The organism is Streptococcus halotolerans (assembly GCF_001598035.1).
GTDB classification, from domain to species: domain Bacteria; phylum Bacillota; class Bacilli; order Lactobacillales; family Streptococcaceae; genus Streptococcus; species Streptococcus halotolerans.
In genome coordinates this window covers 1120001-1142506 of the sequence record NZ_CP014835.1, presented here as the reverse complement: position 1 = coordinate 1142506, position 22506 = coordinate 1120001, and the positions used below count along the sequence as shown (strand labels likewise).

At 39.5% G+C, this 22506-nt stretch carries 19 protein-coding genes, 1 tRNA gene, 1 rRNA gene and 2 pseudogenes; 18 read left to right on the top strand and 5 right to left on the bottom strand.

From position 1 onward, the window contains the following. Positions 1-530: 530 nt before the first annotated feature. The 12 genes from gmk to A2G56_RS04945 all read left to right on the top strand — a co-directional run bounded on the left by gmk (position 531) and on the right by A2G56_RS04945 (position 13244). Positions 531-1157: a guanylate kinase gene (gene gmk / locus A2G56_RS05000; protein ID WP_062709896.1), complete on the top strand. Its 627-nt coding sequence runs from the start codon at positions 531-533 to the stop codon at positions 1155-1157. 25 nt (positions 1158-1182) lie between these two features. Beyond that, positions 1183-1500, top strand: coding sequence for a DNA-directed RNA polymerase subunit omega (gene rpoZ / locus A2G56_RS04995; RefSeq protein ID WP_062709893.1), 318 nt, complete (start codon positions 1183-1185; stop codon positions 1498-1500). 87 nt (positions 1501-1587) lie between these two features. Beyond that, positions 1588-3978: a primosomal protein N' gene (locus A2G56_RS04990; RefSeq protein WP_062709890.1), complete on the top strand. Its 2391-nt coding sequence runs from the start codon at positions 1588-1590 to the stop codon at positions 3976-3978. A 24-nt stretch (positions 3979-4002) separates the two neighbouring features. After that, positions 4003-4941, top strand: a complete 939-nt coding sequence (gene fmt, locus A2G56_RS04985; RefSeq protein ID WP_062709887.1) for a methionyl-tRNA formyltransferase — start codon at positions 4003-4005, stop codon at positions 4939-4941. Continuing rightward, a complete protein-coding gene (rsmB, locus tag A2G56_RS04980) occupies positions 4934-6256 on the top strand; it encodes a 16S rRNA (cytosine(967)-C(5))-methyltransferase RsmB (RefSeq protein WP_062709884.1) in 1323 nt (440 codons plus the stop codon). Before fmt ends, rsmB begins: the two co-directional genes overlap by 8 nt. A 49-nt stretch (positions 6257-6305) precedes the next feature. Then, positions 6306-7043, top strand: coding sequence for a Stp1/IreP family PP2C-type Ser/Thr phosphatase (locus tag A2G56_RS04975; protein ID WP_062709880.1), 738 nt, complete (start codon positions 6306-6308; stop codon positions 7041-7043). Further along, a complete protein-coding gene (pknB, locus tag A2G56_RS04970) occupies positions 7043-8950 on the top strand; it encodes a Stk1 family PASTA domain-containing Ser/Thr kinase (protein ID WP_062709877.1) in 1908 nt (635 codons plus the stop codon). Before A2G56_RS04975 ends, pknB begins: the two co-directional genes overlap by 1 nt. Positions 8951-9111: 161 nt before the next feature. Continuing rightward, positions 9112-9810, top strand: coding sequence for a cell wall-active antibiotics response protein LiaF (gene liaF / locus A2G56_RS04965; RefSeq protein ID WP_062709874.1), 699 nt, complete (start codon positions 9112-9114; stop codon positions 9808-9810). Next, a complete protein-coding gene (locus A2G56_RS04960; protein WP_062709871.1) occupies positions 9807-10805 on the top strand; it encodes an envelope stress sensor histidine kinase LiaS in 999 nt (332 codons plus the stop codon). Before liaF ends, A2G56_RS04960 begins: the two co-directional genes overlap by 4 nt. Then, positions 10798-11436 (top strand): response regulator transcription factor, encoded by a 639-nt coding sequence (locus A2G56_RS04955; RefSeq protein ID WP_062709869.1) that lies wholly within the window; start codon positions 10798-10800, stop codon positions 11434-11436. Before A2G56_RS04960 ends, A2G56_RS04955 begins: the two co-directional genes overlap by 8 nt. A gap of 48 nt (positions 11437-11484) precedes the next feature. Continuing rightward, positions 11485-12885, top strand: a complete 1401-nt coding sequence (locus A2G56_RS04950; protein ID WP_062709867.1) for a Cof-type HAD-IIB family hydrolase — start codon at positions 11485-11487, stop codon at positions 12883-12885. Further along, on the top strand, positions 12885-13244 hold the full coding sequence (locus A2G56_RS04945) for a S1 RNA-binding domain-containing protein (protein WP_062709865.1): 360 nt from the start codon (positions 12885-12887) through the stop codon (positions 13242-13244). The genes A2G56_RS04950 and A2G56_RS04945 overlap by 1 nt, the downstream gene beginning before the upstream one ends. Before the next feature lie 51 nt (positions 13245-13295). On the opposite strand, the gene cysK is transcribed toward A2G56_RS04945, so the two are convergent. Both cysK and A2G56_RS04935 read right to left on the bottom strand, forming a co-directional pair. Continuing rightward, positions 13296-14222 (bottom strand): cysteine synthase A, encoded by a 927-nt coding sequence (gene cysK, locus A2G56_RS04940; protein WP_062709863.1) that lies wholly within the window; start codon positions 14220-14222, stop codon positions 13296-13298. A 102-nt stretch (positions 14223-14324) separates the two neighbouring features. Beyond that, on the bottom strand, positions 14325-14954 hold the full coding sequence (locus A2G56_RS04935) for a YigZ family protein (protein ID WP_062709860.1): 630 nt from the start codon (positions 14952-14954) through the stop codon (positions 14325-14327). Between the two features lie 46 nt (positions 14955-15000). Here A2G56_RS04935 and A2G56_RS04930 point away from each other — a divergent pair, with 46 nt between their 5' ends. The 3 genes from A2G56_RS04930 (at position 15001) to hpf (ending at position 17590) form a co-directional block, all read left to right on the top strand. Next, complete coding sequence (locus A2G56_RS04930) at positions 15001-16302, top strand: ATP-dependent helicase ComFA (RefSeq protein WP_062712455.1); 1302 nt, start codon at positions 15001-15003, stop codon at positions 16300-16302. A gap of 8 nt (positions 16303-16310) precedes the next feature. After that, positions 16311-16961, top strand: a complete 651-nt coding sequence (locus tag A2G56_RS04925; protein ID WP_237334390.1) for a ComF family protein — start codon at positions 16311-16313, stop codon at positions 16959-16961. Positions 16962-17041: 80 nt separating this feature from the next. Beyond that, positions 17042-17590, top strand: a complete 549-nt coding sequence (hpf, locus tag A2G56_RS04920) for a ribosome hibernation-promoting factor, HPF/YfiA family (protein ID WP_062709855.1) — start codon at positions 17042-17044, stop codon at positions 17588-17590. A 461-nt stretch (positions 17591-18051) separates the two neighbouring features. Here hpf and A2G56_RS10460 read toward each other — a convergent pair whose 3' ends face one another. Continuing rightward, on the bottom strand, positions 18052-18327 hold the full coding sequence (locus tag A2G56_RS10460) for a transposase (protein WP_237334389.1): 276 nt from the start codon (positions 18325-18327) through the stop codon (positions 18052-18054). Positions 18328-18488: 161 nt separating this feature from the next. Next, positions 18489-18560, bottom strand: a complete 72-nt coding sequence (locus A2G56_RS10455; RefSeq protein ID WP_418080411.1) for a transposase — start codon at positions 18558-18560, stop codon at positions 18489-18491. A 299-nt stretch (positions 18561-18859) separates the two neighbouring features. Between A2G56_RS10455 and A2G56_RS10940 the strand changes: the two are divergent. After that, positions 18860-19712 (top strand): annotated as a pseudogene (locus A2G56_RS10940) (IS630 family transposase); the annotation flags it as partial. 18 nt (positions 19713-19730) lie between these two features. On the opposite strand, the pseudogene A2G56_RS10200 reads toward A2G56_RS10940, so the two are convergent. Then, positions 19731-20195 (bottom strand): annotated as a pseudogene (locus A2G56_RS10200) (transposase family protein); the annotation flags it as partial. Positions 20196-20693: 498 nt separating this feature from the next. On the opposite strand from A2G56_RS10200, the gene A2G56_RS04900 reads away from it, so the two are divergent. Together A2G56_RS04900 and A2G56_RS04895 are read left to right on the top strand one after the other, a co-directional pair. Continuing rightward, positions 20694-22252: ribosomal RNA gene (locus tag A2G56_RS04900) — 16S ribosomal RNA — on the top strand. A 54-nt stretch (positions 22253-22306) separates the two neighbouring features. Then, positions 22307-22379, top strand: a tRNA-Ala gene (locus A2G56_RS04895). Positions 22380-22506: the final 127 nt, after the last annotated feature.

Genomic DNA, 22506 nt, shown 5'->3' with positions numbered 1-22506 from the left:
TTGGAGAAAAGCGCTTTGTTTTATGATGGTTCAAATGACTTCTAATAGAACGATAATGAATACATTGGTCTTTTTGATATAGTGGAATATATGATTTTACATGAATTGTCTTTATGTTAGAACGTTTGAGACCTTTCAGAACTGAGACGTGAATAGATTAACTGGTGGCTAGCAAATCGTTAATCACAAAGGATTATCTCTAAAAAACTAATGCTTATTTTTAGATCTAATAGGATGCATTGTCAGGGACTCGAGCGACTAGAAGTTTTCTCTGAGTAGGCTTAGAAACTTCGTCAAAGATAGATCATCTTGCTTTTTTTACTAAAATGATGTGACATTTTTCAATTCAGATCTATTAAGTTGAAACCTCGTTACTCCACTGGTGCTGTAAATAGGATTTTTTTATCCTCGACTTAATTAAAAAGTTAGTATTTTCGAATATTATATAAGTTGGGTAAAGAGACTCAATCAGCTTGAAATATCTCACCTATTTGGTATAATAGATAGAAAATACTTTTAAGGAGAACATCATGTCTGAACGTGGTTTGTTAATTGTTTTTTCTGGACCATCGGGTGTTGGAAAAGGAACAGTTAGACAAGAAATTTTTTCGACGCCAGATCATAAGTTTGAGTATTCAGTGTCTATGACGACACGTCCTCAAAGACCTGGTGAAGTTGATGGTGTTGATTATTTCTTTAGAACCCGCGAAGAGTTTGAGGAACTGATTCGTCAAGGGCAAATGTTAGAATATGCAGAGTACGTTGGTAATTACTACGGAACGCCACTCACCTATGTTAACGAAACACTAGACAAAGGAATTGATGTTTTTCTTGAGATTGAAGTGCAAGGAGCTATCCAAGTCAAGAAGAAAGTGCCTGATGGTGTCTTTGTTTTTCTAACACCTCCAGATTTGGAAGAATTAGAAGACCGTCTAGTTGGTCGCGGAACGGATAGCCAAGAAGTTATTGCGCGTCGTATCGAACGCGCACGTGAAGAGATAGCCCTTATGCGTGAATACGATTATGCTGTTGTTAACGACGAAGTACCACTCGCTGCGGAACGTGTTAAACGTATTATTGAAGCGGAGCATTTCCGTGTCGAACGTGTTATCGGTCGTTACGATAAAATGATTGCAAAGACAAGCGCTAGTAAATAGGATTTAGAAAAGAGATAAAACGCTTATGATGTTAAAACCTTCTATTGATAAATTATTGGATAAAGTGCCTTCGAAATATTCATTGGTTATTCTACAAGCTAAACGTGCCCATGAATTAGAAGCTGGTGCCAAAGCCACTAAAGAATTTAAATCTGAAAAATCGACTCTTCGTGCCTTGGAAGAGATTGAAGCAGGATATGTAACCATTCATCCAGATCCAGTTGCAAAGCGTGAATCTGTTCGCCGTAAAGCGGAAATGGAACGTCTTGCAAAAGAGGAAGAAGAACGTAAAATTAAAGAACAAATCGCAAAAGAAGAACAAGAAGAAGGACAAAAAGTCTAAGGTTGCTGGCAATCTTAGCTTTTTTCAATTTTTAGAGTCATACGGAAAGTTGTGACTGTTCGCAGTGATTAGCTCAGAAGGAGACATATGCAAGCTCAAATTATTGTTGATGTGCCCTTGATGCAAACCGACAAACCTTTTACCTACTCCATACCTCAAACTTTTGAAGATTTGATAAGCGTTGGTTCAAGAGTTCACGTGCCCTTTGGAAAGGGCAATCGACTGTTGCAAGGTTTTGTTGTTTCCATCGAAGAAAATACGGAAAATCAAGAATTAAAACCTATTGCGGATTTGCTTGATTTAGAACCCGTTTTAAATAAGGAACAGCTTCAGCTAGCTGATCATCTGAGAAAGACTGTCTTTTCTTACAAGATTACCTTGCTGAAAAGCATGATACCTAGTCTGCTTAATTCGCAATATGATAAACGCTTAAAACCTGGTGAAGACTTGTTAGCAGATGACCGAAATGAGATTTTTGGGGATTCTTCTAGCCTGTCTTATTCGGATATACCATTGGACAAACGAAAAGCCGTTAATCGGCTCATTGTCAATAAACACATTTTGGTTGATTATGTGGCTAATGATAAGAAAAACATCAAAACTGAGAAGTATTTAGATTTGGATCAGTCAGTTTTGTCTGGCTTGGAAATATCCAATCGTGCTAAAAAGCGTCAGGAAGTTAAGGAGTGGTTGTTATCGCAAAAGGTTCCATTTTCTATAAAAGCCAGCGAACTTAATAAAGAGTACTCCAGAGAGGTTGTGCGCTTTTTCATCCAAGCAGGTGCTCTTATCGAGCGTCAAGAAGAAGTAGAACGCTCAGCTGCTTATTTTGAATCCGTGGAAAGTAGTGATTTTCTCTCTTTAAATGCGGAACAAGCTAGCGCTGTTGAAGCCATTTCGAAAGCTGTTGGACAAAAAGATGCCAAACCATTTCTCCTAGAAGGGATTACTGGTTCTGGAAAAACGGAAGTTTACTTGCATGTTATTGACCGAGTTCTCAAGTCTGAAAAGACAGCTATCGTTCTTGTCCCAGAGATTTCCTTGACTCCTCAGATGACTAATCGTTTTATTTCTCGGTTTGGGAAGCAAGTAGCTATTATGCACTCAGGACTTTCTGACGGAGAAAAATTTGATGAATGGCGAAAAATCAAGTCGGGTCAAGCTAAGGTTGTTGTTGGGGCAAGGTCAGCTATTTTTGTTCCGCTTGAACAGATTGGTGCCATCATTATTGATGAGGAACATGAAGCTACCTATAAGCAAGAGTCTAATCCTCGCTATCACGCTAGAGATGTGGCGCTGCTTAGGGCCAAAACTCACAGAGCCGCCGTGGTACTTGGTTCAGCAACGCCTTCTATTGAAACACGCGCACGAGCAAGTAAAGGCGTTTATCATTTTTTGCAGCTCACAGAACGGGCCAATTCTAAAGCTACTGTTCCTGACGTAGACATTGTAGATTTTAGAGATTATATTGGCCAACAAGAGACCAGTAACTTTACGCCTATATTGCTGGAAAAAATTCAAGAAAAATTAGCGAAAAAAGAACAGGTCGTTCTCATGCTTAATCGTCGCGGTTACTCAAGTTTTGTCATGTGTCGTGAATGTGGTTATGTGGATAATTGTCCTAATTGTGATATTTCCTTGACACTTCATATGGACACGCGGACAATGAATTGTCACTATTGTGATTTTCAAAAAGCCATCCCACGAGAATGCCCGTCCTGTCAGAGCAAGAGTATTCGTTATTATGGTACGGGAACGCAAAAAGCCTATGATGAATTGCAAGAGCTTTTACCAGAAGCTCGAATATTACGGATGGATGTCGATACTACCCGCCGTAAGGGCGCCCATGAGAGTCTGTTAAAGGCTTTTGGTAAGCATGAGGCGGATATATTATTAGGAACCCAGATGATTGCTAAAGGACTGGATTTTCCCAATGTGACCCTTGTCGGTGTTTTAAATGCAGATACCTCACTTAATTTACCGGATTTTAGGGCTAGTGAGCGAACATTTCAACTCCTAACGCAAGTAGCTGGTAGGGCTGGCAGAGCTGATAAGGCGGGGGAGGTCTTGGTGCAGACTTATAATCCTGAACATTATGCGATTCGTTTTGCTCAAAAACAAGATTTTGAAGGTTTTTACGAGTATGAGATGCAGATTCGCCAGAAAATGGGTTATCCACCTTATTATTACACGGTAGGGATTACGCTATCGCATCAGGAAGAACAAGAGGTGGTTCGTAAAGCTTATGATGTTTTAAAGGGGTTGAAAGGCCACTTATCTGATCACGTCAGATTCTTAGGACCAACTCCAAAACCTATCGCCCGTACGCATAATAAATTTCACTATCAAATCATTATCAAATATCGCTTTGAGGAACATCTGGAAACAGCGCTAAATGCTCTGTTAGAATGGACCCAAAAACCGGAAAACAAGCAGCTTCGTGTTACAATTGATAATGAACCACAAAATATGATGTAATTACCTTAATATAGGGAGGATGAAATGACAAAACCAAAACTAATTTTTATGGGGACGCCGGATTTGGCTGCAACTGTATTGCAGGGAATCATTGATAGTGATTCTTATGATATTTTAGCCGTTGTGACCCAGCCTGACCGTGCTGTTGGTCGTAAAAAGGAAATCCAAATGACTCCTGTTAAGAAAGTCGCCTTAGCAAATCATCTTCGAGTTTTTCAACCGGAAAAACTCTCAGGCAGTCAAGAAATGTCGGATATGATGGCTCTTGGTGCTGACGGGATTGTGACCGCTGCTTTTGGGCAGTTTTTACCGGAAGAACTATTGGACTCAGTTGACTTTGCTGTCAATGTTCATGGGTCTCTTTTGCCAAAATACCGCGGTGGTGCACCAATCCAATACGCTATTATCAATGGTGAAAAAGAAGCGGGCATCACGATTATGGAGATGGTTCGACAAATGGACGCGGGTGATATGATTGCGAAGGCTTCTATACCGATCACAGATGATGATAACTTAGGGACCATGTTTGAAAAATTAGCGGTGCTTGGCCGTGATTTACTCTTAAAAACCCTTCCGGACTATCTAGCTGGTAATCTTGTGCCAGAACCTCAAGATGAATCACAAGCTACTTTTTCTCCTAATATTTCAGCAGAAGAAGAACGCATTGATTGGACAAAATCCAATCGTGAAGTTTTCAACCTTATCCGTGGTTTAAATCCTTGGCCCATTGCCCATACCATATGGAATGACAAGCGGTTCAAGATTTATGAAGTTGAACTGGTTGAAGGCCATGGACAGCCGGGACAGATTATTGAAAAAACGAAGAAATCGTTAGTTGTGGCGACAGGCGATGGCGCTCTTTTATTGAAACGAGTTCAGGCTTTTGGAAAACCGCAGATGGCCATTTCAGATTTTCTAAATGGTCTTGGACGTGATTTAGAAGTTGGTGATACATTTGGCTAATGACTGGAAAAAAATGGCGCGTGGAGGTGCTCTAATTGTTTTGGAAAAAGTCTTTCATGAGAATGCTTATTCCAATATTGCTCTGAACAGCTTGCTTAACAATCGTCAGTATGACGACAGAGACAAGAGTTTAATTACCGAGATTGTCTATGGCACGGTTTCACGTAAGATAACATTGGAATGGTATTTGGCGCGATTCATTGAAGATAGGGACAAGTTGGAGCCTTGGGTTTATGATTTGCTTATGCTTAGCGCTTATCAGTTGATTTATCTGGATAAACTACCTGCTCATGCGATTGTCAATGATGCAGTTGCCATTGCTAAAAACCGAGGTAATAAAAAAGGAGCTGAGAAATTAGTCAATGCTGTTCTTCGTAAACTAGCTTCTGGGAATTTACCAGATATTGAGGCTATTAAACGTCTCAACAAGCGTTATTCCATCAAATATTCATTACCTGTTTGGCTGGTGAAAAAACTGATCGAGCAATATGGGCAAGAAAGAGCAGAAAAGATGTTTGACAGTCTTTTTGAACGAAATAAAGCTAGCATTCGTGTTACCAATGCTAACCGTTTAGAAGAATTTAAAGCTAGCTTTCAAGCCGATTACTCCCCATTATCATCAGTTGGTTTGACCAAGTCGTCGGGACATTTTGCGTCAAGTGTGGCTTTCAAAAATGGGGATATTACCATTCAAGATGAGACCAGCCAATTAGTAGCCCCTAGTCTTAACATTCAAGGTTCTGACAATATTTTGGATGCCTGTGCGGCCCCAGGAGGTAAAACGGTGCACATGGCTTCCTACTTGACATCTGGGAAAATTACTGCGCTAGATTTATATGACCATAAATTAGCGCTCATCCAAGAAAATGCTAACAGGCTAGGACTAACTGATAGGATTGAGACTAGACAATTGGATGCTAGAGAAGTGGCTAATGTCTTTGCTCCAGAGAGTTTTGACAAAATATTGGTTGATGCTCCTTGTTCAGGGATTGGTCTTATCCGCCGTAAGCCAGACATAAAATACCAGAAAGATATTCAGGATTTTGCGAGCTTACAAACCATTCAATTAGAGATTCTGGCTAGCGTTTGTCAAACCTTGCGTAAAGGTGGTATAATAACCTATAGTACTTGCACTATTTTTAAGGAAGAAAACCAAGATGTTATCAGGACTTTTTTGGCAAGTCATCCTGACTTTGAGCAAGTGGCTTTAGATCACGACAAGAAAGATATTGTAGTAGATGGCTGTCTTTTAATCACGCCAGAACAATATCAGACAGATGGCTTTTTCATCGCGCAATTGCGTAAGAAAGCCTAGTGACTTAATAGGAGGAAAGCTGGCATTCGTCAGAAAAGACATACAGATTATGGAAATTTCACTTTTAACAGATATTGGAAAGAAACGTTCCAATAATCAAGATTTTGTAAATCAATACAAAAATCAGAGCGATGTTAACCTTGTCATCTTAGCTGATGGCATGGGTGGACATCGCGCTGGAAACATTGCTAGTGAGATGGCTGTTACAGATTTAGGGAATCAATGGGCAGCAACAGATTACACTGATGTTAATCAAATCCGTGACTGGATGCTAGTAACAATTGAAGCTGAAAATCAAAAGATTCACACTTTAGGAACTTCTGAAGAATTTAGCGGCATGGGGACAACCATTGAGGTATTAGCCTTTGTGAAAGACGTTGTTTTATATGCCCATGTTGGTGATTCACGTATTTCTCTCATTCGTGATGGACAATATAAACAGTTAACTAGCGATCATTCTTTGGTTAATGAATTAGTTAAAGCTGGACAGTTGACTGAAGAAGAGGCTGCTGTTCACCCTCAAAAAAATGTCATTACACAATCCATCGGTCAAGCGTCACCTTTAGATATTGACTTGGGTATTCAACCGCTTCAAAATGGTGATTTTATTTTGGTTAATAGCGATGGATTATCAAACATGGTTAGTCGTCAACAGAAATTAGAGATTATTTTATCGGAAAAAACAGTACAAGAAAAAGTAGAAGCTCTTGTTGATGCAGCAAACCAAGCAGGTGGACTTGACAACATTACGGTTGTCTTGATTGCCTATAACGAGGAGGATGCTTAATGATCCAAATCGGCAAATTATTTGCTGGGCGTTATCGTATTCTTAAATCCATTGGTCGTGGTGGTATGGCTGATGTCTATTTGGCACATGACCTGATTTTAGATAATGAAGAAGTAGCCATTAAGGTGCTTCGAACCAATTATCAAACAGACCAGATTGCTGTTGCTCGTTTCCAGCGAGAAGCACGTGCGATGGCCGAATTGAGTCATCCTAATATTGTTGCAATCAGAGATATTGGCGAAGAAGATGGTCAACAATTTCTTGCAATGGAGTACGTTAACGGTCCAGATTTAAAAAAATATATTCAAGATCACGCTCCGCTATCCAATGCTGAAACAGTTCGTATTATGAGTGAGGTTCTATCTGCCATGCAGTTAGCCCATCAAAAAGGAATTGTTCACCGCGATTTGAAACCACAGAATGTTCTGTTAACAAAAGATGGTGTGGCTAAGGTTACCGACTTTGGTATTGCGGTTGCTTTTGCAGAAACCAGTCTGACCCAAACGAATTCTATGTTGGGGAGTGTGCACTACCTATCACCGGAACAAGCTCGTGGGTCAAAGGCAACGATTCAAAGTGATATCTATGCCATGGGAATTATGCTGTTTGAGATGCTTACTTGCCACATTCCTTTCGATGGCGATAGCGCTGTAACCATTGCTCTTCAGCACTTCCAAAAACCGCTGCCTTCGATTATTTTTGAAAATCGAAACGTTCCGCAAGCTTTGGAAAACGTTGTGATTAAGGCGACTGCTAAAAAACTAGGAGACCGTTATGTCTCCACAACAGACATGTATCAAGACTTAGGGACCGCTCTCGATCCTCGTAGATCGCGTGAACGAAAGCTAGTTTTCCAAGATTCGACGGATACTAAGACCTTACCTAAGATTGAACCGGCTCCTGTTAAAGAGACTCCTAAACCAGTTGCAGCATCAGAGCCAGTCAAGGGAGCGGCCACCAAAGAAACGTCTAAAACAGTTAACTCTGCACCCAACCATACGACAAATAAAAAGTCCAAAAGACCACTTTGGCAACGCTTATTCAGGTTCTTTATTTTAATTGTTGTTATATTGGCGGCTGGCTTTGCTTACTTTGTTATGTCAAGTAGCAATGATAGTGTTGTAGTACCAGATGTCTCTGGTCAAACTATTAAACAAGCGCAATCAACTCTTGAAGAGGCTGGTTTAACAGTTGGCAGTGTGGCGCGTAAAGAAAGTGAAACAGTCAAAGAAGGGCGAGTTATTTCTACCAGTCCTAAAGCAGGAGCTACTAAAAAAGAAGGTAGTGAAATTAAGTTAACAGTGTCAAAAGGGACAAAGCGTTTCGATATGACTGATTATACTAGAATGACCTATAGAGATGCTGTTAAAGATTTGACGGAAAATTATGGACTTTCGAAGAAGCAAATCATCAAAAAAGAAGTCTCAAGTGACGAACATAAACCTGGCGAAATCATTAACCAAACGCCAGAAGCTGGCGAAAGTTTTGATCCTTCTGGAAATGATAAAATCACCTTTGAGGTAGCAACTTCAGCAACTGTAACCGTTCCAGCTTTGGTTGGTTACAGTTATGCAGATGCTAAAAATACTCTGTTAGATTTAGGTTTTAAATCGTCACAGATTCAGACTGATTCGGATCGACCGTCTTCTTCATCAACTGTTTATGCTCAATATCCATATGCGGGTACTTCAATTGAACTTTCTACTGGCGAAGGTGTGACACTCTATTTGACCAACCCGGACTCATCAGCATCTAGCAGCAGTAGCGCATCATCAAGCGGTGCTGATACTAGCATGACAAGCCAACCAGAGTCAAGTAGTTCTAACAGTTCATCAAGTTCCAGTCATTCTTCGACGGATACTTCCGAGGGTAACAGTCAAACAGAGTCGTCTAGCGATTCTCCTTGATTAAGGAGCTGCTTTAGAGGCTACAATAATATAACAATAAAAGTATTTTTCGGATTGGTAGTTTTGCTCAATCTGGAAATACTTTTTTTGTAAGTCTTTAGGCTGATGTTCTTCCTGGCAACTTGTGGTAAACTTAATCATAGTGATAACTGTGAGGTTTTATGCGTAAATTTCAATTATTTTTAATCGTCGAAGCTGTTCTCTTGCTTCTAGCGATGATGACTATTTTATCGGATGATGTGCCGCGATTCATAGCCATTCTCATCTTAACTCTGTTAGCCCTTAAATTTTATAATAATACAGATAAGATCAATTTTGTTTTAACGGCTTCTTTGCTGATATTTTTCTTAATTATCATGCTCAATCCTTTTATTATTTCAGCAATGATAGTTGGCTTAATTTACATCATGATCAACCATTTTTCACAAGTTCGAAAGAGCAATCGCTTGGCGGAATTATCTTTTGAAACAAGACCAGTAACCTTAACCAAGTATCGTAATCAATGGTTTGGACAAGAGGAAGATTTGACGTCAGATAGCTATTATTTTGATGATATCGATGTGATTCGCATCACTGGAAATGATACGATTGATTTATCAAAAGTTATTTTAAGAAATCAAGATAATGTCATTCTTATCCGAAAAGTTTATGGGCCAACTAAAATCCTTGTCCCTATTGATGTTTCGGTGAGTTTAACAGTTAGTTCCATTTATGGTTCAGTAGCCTTTTTTGATGAAACGCCTTATGATTTGAGAAACGAAACCATTAAATTGAGAAGTGATGATTACGAAGATAGTAACCGTAGCGTTAAAATTGTTATTAGTAATTTTGCTGGGGATACAGAGGTGGTGAGCCGATGAGAAAATCCCATGTTATGTTACTGTTTCTTTATGCCTTGGTGATTATTTTCGCTATTGTATCATTGATTCTAAATACTTTTGCCGTTTCTTTAAAAGATGTTGTGATGGATGTTGAACGACTGAATCAGTTTATTTTTTCAATCGTCTTATTGACTATCTCCTTAACCATTATGTTGCTTTTTGTGTCAACCTTACTCAATTACAACTCGCATCGTCATATTTTTAAAAGTTTAAGAAGAATTGTCCACAATCAACCAGTACAAGCTGGGGATGATGAGCTGGGCCAAATCATTAATCAACTATCTGAAAAAACGCTGACCTTGACTCAGCAGCTACAAAATACGAAAAACGTTGATCTTTCTCAAAAAGAAAGTATTATACAGGAAGAAAGAAAGCGTATCGCAAGGGATTTGCATGATACGGTTAGTCAAGAGTTGTTTGCAGCGGTCATGATTTTATCAGGAATTTCTTATAGCCTTTCTGATATGAGCCAAGAAGCGCTACAAGAGCAGCTGAAAAATACTGAAGATATTTTAACAAATGCGCAAAATGATTTGCGTGTCATGCTTCTTCATTTACGTCCTACTGAGCTAGAAGGCAAGTCTCTCAAACAAGGTTTAGAAATGATTTTACAGGAAATTAAAGATAAAAGTCCAATTCGGGTTTCATTCAAGGAAAATCTACAAGGGTTACCCAAGCCGATTGAAGACCATTTGTTTCGAATTATCCAAGAATTTATCAGTAATACTTTAAAACATTCAAAAGCGAATCAATTGGATATTTATCTTTATCAGACATTGCGTTCAGTTCAGTTGAAGATGATTGATAATGGTGTGGGTTTTGATGTTGAAGAGGCTAAGAAAATTAGCTATGGTTTGAAAAATATGGAAGATCGTGTTTCAGATATGGCAGGTACTTTTCAGATGATCTCTGCACCCAATCAAGGTGTCACCATGACGATAGTCTTGCCTTTAGTAGGAGAAGTAAATGAATAAATTAACGGTATTATTAGTTGATGATCATGAGATGGTTAGGATGGGCTTAAAAAGCTTTCTGAATCTCCAACAAGATATTTCAGTTATTGGAGAAGCTGATAACGGACAAGAAGGTATAGCGAAAGCTCTCGAGTTGCGACCGGATGTTATTGTCATGGATTTGGTTATGCCCGAAATGGATGGGGTAGAAGCTACCTTGCAAATTCTAAAAGAGTGGCCAGAAGCTAAGATAGTGGTTCTGACGTCTTATCTTGACAATGAGAAAATCTATCCAGTGATTCAGGCAGGAGCTAAGGGTTACATGCTGAAAACATCTAATGCTCCAGAAATTCTCAATGCTATCCGAAAAGTTGTTGAAGGTCAATTGGCCATTGAAACTGAAGTTGAGAAAAAGTTGAAGTATCATGATGAGAATCCTGCTCTTCATGAAGATTTAACGGCTAGAGAAAAAGATATTTTGCATTTGTTAGCTAAAGGTTATGACAATCAAACCATCGCTGATGAATTATATATTTCACTAAAAACGGTGAAAACACATGTTTCAAATATTTTAGCCAAACTTCAAGTCGATGATCGTACACAAGCAGTGGTCTACGCTTTTAGACATCATCTGGTCCCCCAAGAAGATTAAAAATTATGATACAATAACTAAGTATATTATTTTTAGTAAGGGGAAAGAATGGACGTCAAAACGAAATACAAAGCTAAAAAGATTAAGGCTGTTTTTTTTGATATTGATGATACGTTACGTATTAAAGATACTGGATACATGCCTCAATCGATTGCAAAAGTTTTCAAATCTTTAAAAGAAAGAGGCATTTTAACTGGTATTGCTAGTGGTCGTGCTATTTATGGCGTGGTTTCAGAGATTCGTGACCTTGAACCTGACTATTTTATCACTATAAATGGGACTTACGTGGTTGATCGAAAAGGTGATGAAGTTGCTAATTTACCGTTAGATAAAGAAGTTTTGAAGGAATTGGTGGCTTGGTGTCAAGCAATTGGTATTGATTATGGATTTGCCGGCAAAGACAAGCCAGTGGTATCAGCGCGAAAAGCGTTAATTGATGATGCTTTGGTTCCTGTTTACGGACACTTAGATGTGGAACCCGATTTTCATTTAACGAACGCTGTTTATCATATGTGGACTTTTGCAGAGAATAACTCGGAACTTGTCTTGCCTGAACACTTAGCAGAGCAAGTACGGCTAGTACCTTGGCATGTTCACTCATCAGATACTGTCAAATTAGGGATTTCAAAAGCTTCTGGTTTGGATCATGTTCTAGAAAAAGAAGGCCTAAAACCAGAGAATGTTTTATTCTTTGGCGATGGTCCAAATGATATGGAAATGTTTGATCATGTTGGTCTTAAGGTTGCTATGGGCAATGCTGTTCCAGAATTAAAAGAAAAAGCCGACTATGTTACGGGTAAAGTAGAAGAAGATGGTATTTTACATGCCTTGGAGGAATTAGGTTTGGTTGAAAAAGAAATGCACTTTCCACAGTTGGATTTAGACAATGTCGAAGGACCTGTTGCGACTATAAAAACTAATCAGGGTGATATAGTGGTGAAATTGTTCCCAGAACAAGCTCCTAAAACAGTAGCGAATTTTGTTGGTTTAGCCAAAGATGGCTATTATGATGGTATTATTTTCCACCGTATTATTAAAGATTTTATGATCCAAGGTGGCGACCCAACAGGAACTGGTATGGGTGGTGAATCTATCTATGGTCAAAGTTTTGAAGACGAATTTTCAGAAGAACTTTATAATCTTCGAGGAGCACTTTCAATGGCAAATGCTGGACCAAATACAAATGGCAGTCAGTTCTTTATCGTTCAAAATGTAAACTTCCCATATAGTGTTAAGGAATTATCTCGTGGTGGGTGGCCAGAAGCTATCGCTGAGTATTATGCTGAACATGGCGGGACCCCACATTTGGATCGTCGCCACACTGTTTTTGGTCAGTTAGTAAACCAAGCTTCTTATGATGTTCTAGATAAAATTGCTGCTGTTGAAACAGGTGTACAAGATAAACCGGTTGAGGATGTGGTGATTGAAACAATTGAGGTTGTGGATTAATGAACATTGGGGATAAGCTTAAGGGGACAATCACAGGTATTAAACCTTATGGCGCTTTTGTCCAATTAGAAAATGATACAACAGGTTTGATTCATATTTCAGAAATAAAACCTGGCTTTATCGATAATATTCATAATCATTTATCAATTGGTCAAGAGGTGACTGTTCAGGTGTTAGATGTTGATGAGTACACTCAAAAAGCAAGTTTATCAATGAGGACCTTAGAAGAAGATCGTCATCAAATGCCACATCGTCACCGGTTCTCAAGCAACCGTCATCGTACAGGTTTTAAACCCTTGGAAAATAAGATGTCAGCATGGATTGAAGAAAGTTTACAATTTTTAAAAAAAGAAGATTAAAAAAGACGCTACTGTAAGGGATTCACAGTAGCGTCTTTTTTGTGGTTCCTATTAGTCAAAATCATAGAGTGCTGTTGAGAGGTAGCGCTCACCATTATCAGGAAGAATAGCTAAAACGTTCTTTCCTTTTCCTAATTCTTTAGCTTTTTCAATAGCAGCAAAAATAGCTGCACCAGAAGAAATACCCACTAAGAAGCCTTCTTGCCCACCAACTTTACGTCCAGTTTCTAAAGCATCGTCAGATTTAACTCGGATAATTTGATCGTAAGCATTAGTATCTAGGGTACCAGGAATAAACCCAGCTGAAATTCCTTGGATTTTATGTGGTCCAGGAGTTTCACCCGAAAGAACAGCAGATTCATCAGCTTCAACCGCAACGATAGCAATATCGCTATTAACTTTTTTCAAAGCATTAGCAACACCAGTAATAGTTCCACCTGTTCCGACACCTGACACAAAAGCATCAAGTCCTGTTTCGCCGAAAGCATCGATGATTTCTTGACCAGTCTGTTCCTCATGGACTTTGGGGTTTGAAGGATTAGCAAACTGCATTGGGACCCATCCCTGGCGTTCATCCGCTAATTGTTTAGCTTTTTCAATAGCGCCTTTCATTCCTTCGCTTCCTGGTGTCAACACTAGCTCAGCCCCATATGCTTGGATTAATTTACGACGTTCAATACTCATGGTGTCAGGCATAACAATGACAACCTTGTATCCTTTAGCAGCACCAACCCAAGACAAGCCAATACCGGTATTACCAGAAGTTGGTTCAATAATGGTATCGCCAGCTTTAATGATACCCGCTTTTTCAGCATCCTCAATCATTTGAAGAGCAATACGGTCTTTGACAGACGAACCAGGATTGAAAGCTTCAATTTTGACATAAACATCTGCAGCATCCTCCGGGACAATGCGATTCAGTTTGACAATAGGTGTTTGCCCAATAAGTTCAGTAATGTGATGGTAAATTTTTGTCATGATTCTAGCTCCTAAACTCTTTTAAATACTAGTATAAAGACTAGCTAGAAGCTTGTAAAATACAAATTACTTATCAGATCGATAAACAATCACTATAACTTATTATGAAAGTGGTATTTCAACAATCTTTGAATCAATTTTTTGGAATGAAATTTTACCTTGATAAAATTCTGTCAGAGCGTCTTGGATATCAGACAACTTATCTTCGTCAGTATAAATATCGCTAGTCACCTGGTCAAGAAATTGCGTATTGAACTCTTCTAAACCTTCTTGCTCTAAAAAGTTAGCAAACGTTTGGTATTGAGGGTAAGTTAAATGGATCTGTAGTCCTACCTGCTCTTTAACAGCTACCAGTCCAGTCTCTTTGATCGCATGGGCGACGCTGCCAGCGTAAGCACGAATGAGTCCTCCTGCTCCAAGCTTAATACCGCCAAAGTAACGTGTGACAACAGCAACAATATTAGTGAGTTCTTGTTTCTCCAATACTGTCAACATAGGTATGCCGGCAGTTCCGCTTGGTTCACCATCATCACTAGAGCGCTTGATTTCGCTATTTTCTCCAATAATCATCGCAGAGCAAGAATGGTTGGCTTTATAGTGCTCCTTTTTGATAGCAGCAATATATTCACGAGCCTCTTCCTCGCTATTTACACGCTTGAGATGGCAGATAAAACGTGATTTTTTGATATCTTCTTCGGTAATACGATTTGTTTTGATTGTTTTATAATTCATAAAAAAATTTTACCATAAGCTTAATAGAACTTCGAATAAATAGATGATGAAAATAACAAAAGAAAAGAGTGGCTGCTGGTTTGCGAGTTCAAATCTTACTTTGGAAGAAAAAGAGATAGCTATCAGAATGCCTGCTTTGACCAAAGAAAATGCCTGTCTTACTTGTTTGAGATGTGCAGAAAAGATTCCAAATGATTGGCGACTACCTGATGGGACACATTATTGTCGTTCTTGTATTGTGTTAGGTAGACTAACTGAAGATGATTATCTTTATTATTTTCCGCCAAAACCTTTTCCTAAAACAGATTGTTTAAGATGGCAGGGCCAATTGACTGATTATCAAAAAGAGGTTTCAGATGGTCTTATCGAAGCCCTTCATAAGAAAAGAGATAGCCTTATTCATGCTGTAACTGGAGCTGGAAAAACGGAAATGATTTATGAAGTGGTGGCTCAAGTGATTAATAAGGGAGGTCAAGTTTGCTTGGCCAGTCCTCGAATTGACGTCTGTATAGAATTATATAAACGCTTAAGTCAAGACTTTTCTTGTGAGATAGATTTACTACATGGGGATTCTGAACCCTACAGTGGGGCGCCATTAGTTGTTGCTACTACTCATCAACTCTTAAAGTTTTATAGGTGTTTTGACCTAATATTGGTCGATGAAGTCGATGCGTTTCCTTATGTTGATAATAAAACACTTTATTATGCTGTTAAAACCGCGAAAAAAGAGGACGGCTTAACCATCTTTATGACAGCTACGTCAACAGAAGCACTAGACAGACAAGTTAAAAAAGGTCAGTTAAGAAGATTAACCTTATCAAGAAGGTTTCATGGCAATCCATTGATTGTGCCACAAACGATTTGGCTTACAAAATTGGAGAAAAAAGTGCAATCAGGGAAAATTCCTACCAAGCTAAAGAAGTATATTGATAGACAATTGTCGACAGAGTATCCCCTTTTGATATTCATCCCAGATATCTCGTTTGGTCAAAAGATAACAGAAATCCTTCGCCAAATGTATCCTGAAAACAGCGTAGGTTTCGTGTCAAGTGTTAGTTTAAATCGATTAGAAGAAGTAGAAAGGTTTAGAAAAGGAAACTTAAGAATTCTAATCTCTACGACTATTTTAGAACGTGGGGTAACCTTTCCAAAAGTTGATGTTTTTGTCTTACTGTCGCATCATCGATTATTTAATAGCTCCAGTCTTATTCAAATAGCTGGAAGAGTTGGGCGCTCACTTGATAGACCGACTGGCGATTTGTTCTTTTTCCACGATGGCTTAACAAGAGCGATCAAAAAAACAAAGCAAGAAATACGAAAGATGAACTGCTTAGGAGGTTTCCGATGAAGTGTCAGATGTGTCAAAAAGATATAGATGAAAAGAGAGAGTTTACGTCAATTTTAGTCCTTAAAAGAATGACTTCTCAAACTTGTGACGATTGTTTAAATCTGTTTGAAACAATTGGTAAAAACCACTGTTCAAATTGTTTTAAAAACTCAGAATTAGAGCAATGTCAAGATTGCTTGGATTGGGAAAGAAAAGGAAATAAGGTGAATCATAAAAGTATTTACATATACAATCAAGCGATGAAGACCTATTTTTCTCTATTCAAATTTCAAGGAGACTACCTTCTAGCTAATCAATTCTCTGCGGACCTTAGAAAGTCGTTAAAATATTACAAGGATTACACTGTTATTCCAATCCCCATAAGTCATCAAAGAATGAAAACAAGGAGATTCAATCAAGTTGAAGCTCTTCTCGAAGCAGCAAAAATTCCCTACAAAAACTTACTTGAAAAAAGAGATGCTGTCTCACAAACAACTAAAACTAAAAAAGAGAGACTGAGTTCAGAGCAAGTTTTCAAGTTAAAGGAAGGAGTAGACATCCCGATGAAAGTTCTTATTATGGATGATATTTATACTACCGGACACACCATATTTTTAGCTAAGCAAATTTTGCAAGATTTTGGCGTTAAAGAAATAGTCAGTTTTAGTTTAGCGAGATGAATTTTAAAACTTGCAAATTTTCATGAAAGCGATATAATATAAATATAGAAAGCGCTTTAAGCGCAAGAAAGAGGTATCTTATGATTAAATATAGTATCCGTGGCGAAAACATCGAAGTAACAGATGCAATCCGTGACTATGTCGAATCAAAGGTTGCAAAAATTGAAAAATATTTCAATGAAGAACAAGAATTGGATGCAAGAGTAAATCTAAAAGTTTATCGTGAAAAAACAGCTAAAGTTGAGGTAACAATTCCGCTTGGATCAGTAACTTTACGTGCAGAAGATGTCTCACAAGACATGTATGGCTCTATTGATTTAGTGGTTGATAAAATTGAACGCCAAATTCGCAAAAATAAAACAAAAATCGCGAAAAAACATCGCGAAAAAGTGCCTACAGCACAAGTATTCACAGCAGAGTTTGAAAAAGAAGCTGGTGAAGAAAGTGCAGAAACACGTGTTGTAAGAACAAAACACGTAGATTTAAAACCAATGGACATTGAAGAAGCGATTCTTCAAATGGATTTACTAGGACATGACTTCTTCATCTTCACAGATTCAGAGGATGGTCAAACCAACGTTTTATACAAGCGTGAAGATGGAGAATTTGGTTTGATTGAAGCTAAATAATCGAGCATTTTCGATTATTTCTCAACTGTAATAGGTGTAGAGTCTGTGACAAAAAAGACTTTCATATTAGAGATTCGATAGCATCACTATCTATTAAGTAGATAAAACTATAAAGAAAACGAACAGTTATAGTTATATGTTGAACAGAATGCATTATACTCTGTCAAGAGAACAATGAAATAATAAAAGATTAAGAAGCGGTCTCGTTCCTCATTTTAAGAGGAGCGAGACTGTTGTGCTTTTCTTGAAAACATTGATTATTGACAGCATAGATAGCGACATCAATTGTTGTGACTAATAATTTAAATAGCCTAGATCCTGTATTCACAACATCATAATCTCTTTAAAATGCGACTAATGTGTGATAGTTTTACAAAAGCAACCTCTGATGAAACTGGCTTTTCAACATCCTTAGCTAATCTTCGGGAATGGTTCAGCCAAGAGAAGCTCCGCTCGACAACCTAGCACTTAGGAATGATTTGCCAGCTTCCTTTGATTTTTTCAGAAATATCTACTGGCCACCGAAACTCTTGTGCCATCATCTCTTCAAAACTTTTGCGATAGTCAGCATCAGCTGAAAAAGTCTTGATTGTTGGGAATTGCGCCATGACTTGACGAACCACTAAAATCCCTGGTTTTGTATTATGGAGATTAGCTGTGTGAACCACAACATCAAGGAGATTCCCCATGGTGTCAACTACGATGGGGCGTTTTCTCCCTTTGACTTTTTTCACCATCAATCCCACGTTCCTCTACAGCATCTGTTGTTTTCACGCTTTGAGAATCAATAATGGCATAGGTTGGAAAGACTGATCTACCAGCTTTTACTCGCTTTTTTAACAAGCTCTGTCAGAATCTCGTCCCACAGACCAGTTTCCTTGGCCCGACGAAAGAAACTCTATACCGTTGGATACGGAGGAAAGTTATGAGGGAGCATGCGCCATTGACAACCAGTTTTGGTGATGTACAAAGTCGCACTAACAAGTTCTCGTTTAGACCATTTATAAGTGTGGTGGTTGGAGGAATAAGGTTCAAGATTAACCTATTCTTGATCGGTTAAATCGATATCATATGATTTTCGTGTCATAATTCTGGTATACCACAATTGTGAATACAGGTTCTAAGGCTGCTGAGAGTTTTCCAAAAGTTCATTGACGACTTCAAGTGGTGCTATTTAGGGCAGAAGGTCTCACTTATAAAGAAATCACCACTCTTATTGGCTTTTCAAAGTATGCTATTTGGAGCTTAACGCGTAAATACGAAGCAGAAGGCATTTCAGCTCTCCTTCAAGAAACACGTGGTGGTCGACATCACCAGTATCTGACTCATGAGGAAGAGGAAGCTTTTTTAAACGAGCAGCTAACAGCGTCATTAACTGGTGACTTCGTGACAATCAACTCTCTTTATCAAGCTTATCAAGAGCGTGTTGGGAAACAGACAACACGAGAGGGTTTTTATGCATTATTGAAGCGCCATGGTTGGCGTAAAGTAACCCCAAGACCAGAACATCCTAAAAAAGCAGATGCTAAAACCATTTTAGCGTCTAAAAATAAAATATTCATTCAAGAAGGCGAGAAAGCGCTTTAAAGATAGTCGTCGTTACAACAAAGTAAGACTAATGTATCAAGATGAAGCCGGTTTTGGGCGTATCAGTAAAATAGGGAAGGAATGGGCTCCGAAAGGGGCTCGCCCACATGTCCACAGCCACTATATTCGAGAATATCGCTATTGTTATGGTGCTGTCGATGCCCATACAGGAGACTCTTTCTTCATCATTGCTGGAGGCTGTAACACAAACTGGATGAACGAGTTCCTCAAGCAATTATCGATAGCTTATCCCCATGATTATATTTTACTCGTCATGGATAACGCCGTTTGGCATAAATCAAGGACGTTAGAGAAACCTGCCAACATTAGCTTTGAGTTCATTCCCCCTTATACACCTGAGATTAATCCAATTGAACAAGTCTGGGCTGAGATTCGCAAGAGAGGCTTTAAGAATAAAATATTTAAAACACTTGATGACGTGGTGAACAGGCTACAAGAAGTGATTCAAGGATTAGAACGGCCAATTTTAAAAAATATCGTCAACAGACAATGGTTACAGAAAGTTAGTTTTTGATTTTGGTTGAGTATTAATTCCGTAAAACCATAGATGCTTGGAGGCATTGTAACCAATGTCTGCTAATCCTTTAAAAATACGAGTTCTGTAGTTACGGACAGGCTGGCAAAGGGGCAACGGAAAGTTATCTATGATGACAATTGTATCAGGAGAAATTTGAGTGTTCAATGCTTGTCGGATGACTTGGACTAACCAAATTAATTGCCGTGACCGCCGATTGAAGCGACTTCTTTCCAGCAATCGACCACAAGGAAATAGGTGGCAGATACGGTAGAAATGACGTTGCGATTTAATGCCTAATTCCGCTTGCAATAGTAATAAAACTAATAAGGATTCATCGGAAACTTTAGAGAGGTTGACATTGCGACGATGTTTGAAGGATTGAGGGCAATAATCGTGATAAAGCTTCGAACAAATCTTTGATAATTGTTTCATATTCCATTGTAAGTGATGAGATTTAGCGGTATACTGTAAGTGGCTCATTTGGACTAACCTCCTGTATGTTTAGTCGCTTACAGTATAGTCCTTTTGAGCTTTTTTGTGTATTTGGAAAGTAACTAGCACCACGAGTAGCTTATAAATCTTAATGTCATAACACCCTATGTGGAGCCATCGAAGAAATTGTCTATCAAGCTATTATCAACCCTCTTACCACATTTTGCTGAGTAGAAGAAATCAGCCAAGCCTAATTTGACAATTAAGTTTTTTAAAAAAGTTGTTGACAGAATATATTCTGATAGTGTATGATATAAAAGTTGCTGTTTGAGTAACCAACTGATGAAAAAGTTTTTGAAAAAAATAAGAAAAACTTGTTGACATTTGAAAACACAGTTGTTAGAATAAAGAAGTTGTCTCTTAGGAGACGATAAGACCTTTGAAAACTGGATAAAGAAACCAAACGTGCGGGTTACAGTAAGTAACCTGTCAATAAAAAACGAACAAGTCAGAAGTTAACTGACTGAGTACAGTTCAAACGAACAAGTTAATGAGAGTTTGATCCTGGCTCAGGACGAACGCTGGCGGCGTGCCTAATACATGCAAGTGGAACGCATTGATAACTACCGTAGCTTGCTACACTTGATATCAATGAGTCGCGAACGGGTGAGTAACGCGTAGGTAACCTACCTTTAAGCGGGGGATAACTATTGGAAACGATAGCTAATACCGCATAATAGTGGCGGACACATGTCAGCTACTTAAAAGGTGCAAGTGCACCACTTAAAGATGGACCTGCGTTGTATTAGCTAGTTGGTAAGGTAACGGCTTACCAAGGCTTCGATACATAGCCGACCTGAGAGGGTGATCGGCCACACTGGGACTGAGACACGGCCCAGACTCCTACGGGAGGCAGCAGTAGGGAATCTTCGGCAATGGGGGGAACCCTGACCGAGCAACGCCGCGTGAGTGAAGAAGGTTTTCGGATCGTAAAGCTCTGTTATAAGCGAAGAACGGGAGTAAGAGTGGAAAGTTTACTCTGTGACGGTAGCTTATCAGAAAGGGACGGCTAACTACGTGCCAGCAGCCGCGGTAATACGTAGGTCCCGAGCGTTGTCCGGATTTATTGGGCGTAAAGCGAGCGCAGGTGGTTTAATAAGTCTGAAGTTAAAGGCAGTGGCTCAACCATTGTACGCTTTGGAAACTGTTAAACTTGAGTGCAGAAGGGGAGAGTGGAATTCCATGTGTAGCGGTGAAATGCGTAGATATATGGAGGAACACCGGTGGCGAAAGCGGCTCTCTGGTCTGTAACTGACACTGAGGCTCGAAAGCGTGGGTAGCGAACAGGATTAGATACCCTGGTAGTCCACGCCGTAAACGATGAGTGCTAGGTGTTGGGTCCTTTCCGGGACTCAGTGCCGCAGCTAACGCATTAAGCACTCCGCCTGGGGAGTACGACCGCAAGGTTGAAACTCAAAGGAATTGACGGGGGCCCGCACAAGCGGTGGAGCATGTGGTTTAATTCGAAGCAACGCGAAGAACCTTACCAGGTCTTGACATCCCGGTGACCGTCCTAGAGATAGGATTTTTCTTCGGAACACTGGAGACAGGTGGTGCATGGTTGTCGTCAGCTCGTGTCGTGAGATGTTGGGTTAAGTCCCGCAACGAGCGCAACCCCTATTGTTAGTTGCCATCATTAAGTTGGGCACTCTAGCGAGACTGCCGGTAATAAACCGGAGGAAGGTGGGGATGACGTCAAATCATCATGCCCCTTATGACCTGGGCTACACACGTGCTACAATGGTCGGTACAACGAGTTGCGAACTGGTGACAGTCAGCTAATCTCTTAAAGCCGATCTCAGTTCGGATTGTAGGCTGCAACTCGCCTACATGAAGTCGGAATCGCTAGTAATCGCGGATCAGCACGCCGCGGTGAATACGTTCCCGGGCCTTGTACACACCGCCCGTCACACCACGAGAGTTTGTAACACCCGAAGTCGGTGAGGTAACCTATTAGGAGCCAGCCGCCTAAGGTGGGATGGATGATTGGGGTGAAGTCGTAACAAGGTAGCCGTATCGGAAGGTGCGGCTGGATCACCTCCTTTCTAAGGAAATGGAAGCACGTTTGGGATCTTTATTTAGTTTTGAGAGGTCTTTGTGGGGCCTTAGCTCAGCTGGGAGAGCGCCTGCTTTGCACGCAGGAGGTCAGCGGTTCGATCCCGCTAGGCTCCATTGAATCGTAAGATTCAAGATAGTCCATTGACAATTGAATATCTATATCAAATTCCACAATTTTAGAAAAGATTGTAGAAGAAGTAACAAGAAAATAAACCGAAACGCTGTCATTATTAAATGAGTT

Bases quoted from the DNA above. Each gene is read 5' to 3' on its own strand.
- A2G56_RS04955 (WP_062709869.1), top strand. From the start codon at position 10,798: ATGAATAAATTAACGGTATTATTAGTTGATGATCATGAGATGGTTAGG.
- A2G56_RS04935 (WP_062709860.1), bottom strand. From the start codon at position 14,954: ATGAATTATAAAACAATCAAAACAAATCGTATTACCGAAGAAGATATC.
- A2G56_RS04945 (WP_062709865.1), top strand. From the start codon at position 12,885: ATGAACATTGGGGATAAGCTTAAGGGGACAATCACAGGTATTAAACCT.
- gmk (WP_062709896.1), top strand. From the start codon at position 531: ATGTCTGAACGTGGTTTGTTAATTGTTTTTTCTGGACCATCGGGTGTT.
- A2G56_RS04930 (WP_062712455.1), top strand. From the start codon at position 15,001: ATGAAAATAACAAAAGAAAAGAGTGGCTGCTGGTTTGCGAGTTCAAAT.
- liaF (WP_062709874.1), top strand. From the start codon at position 9,112: ATGCGTAAATTTCAATTATTTTTAATCGTCGAAGCTGTTCTCTTGCTT.
- hpf (WP_062709855.1), top strand. From the start codon at position 17,042: ATGATTAAATATAGTATCCGTGGCGAAAACATCGAAGTAACAGATGCA.
- fmt (WP_062709887.1), top strand. From the start codon at position 4,003: ATGACAAAACCAAAACTAATTTTTATGGGGACGCCGGATTTGGCTGCA.
- pknB (WP_062709877.1), top strand. From the start codon at position 7,043: ATGATCCAAATCGGCAAATTATTTGCTGGGCGTTATCGTATTCTTAAA.
- rpoZ (WP_062709893.1), top strand. From the start codon at position 1,183: ATGATGTTAAAACCTTCTATTGATAAATTATTGGATAAAGTGCCTTCG.
- A2G56_RS04990 (WP_062709890.1), top strand. From the start codon at position 1,588: ATGCAAGCTCAAATTATTGTTGATGTGCCCTTGATGCAAACCGACAAA.
- A2G56_RS04950 (WP_062709867.1), top strand. From the start codon at position 11,485: ATGGACGTCAAAACGAAATACAAAGCTAAAAAGATTAAGGCTGTTTTT.
- A2G56_RS10460 (WP_237334389.1), bottom strand. From the start codon at position 18,327: ATGGTGAAAAAAGTCAAAGGGAGAAAACGCCCCATCGTAGTTGACACC.
- A2G56_RS04960 (WP_062709871.1), top strand. From the start codon at position 9,807: ATGAGAAAATCCCATGTTATGTTACTGTTTCTTTATGCCTTGGTGATT.
- A2G56_RS04975 (WP_062709880.1), top strand. From the start codon at position 6,306: ATGGAAATTTCACTTTTAACAGATATTGGAAAGAAACGTTCCAATAAT.
- cysK (WP_062709863.1), bottom strand. From the start codon at position 14,222: ATGACAAAAATTTACCATCACATTACTGAACTTATTGGGCAAACACCT.
- A2G56_RS04925 (WP_237334390.1), top strand. From the start codon at position 16,311: ATGTGTCAAAAAGATATAGATGAAAAGAGAGAGTTTACGTCAATTTTA.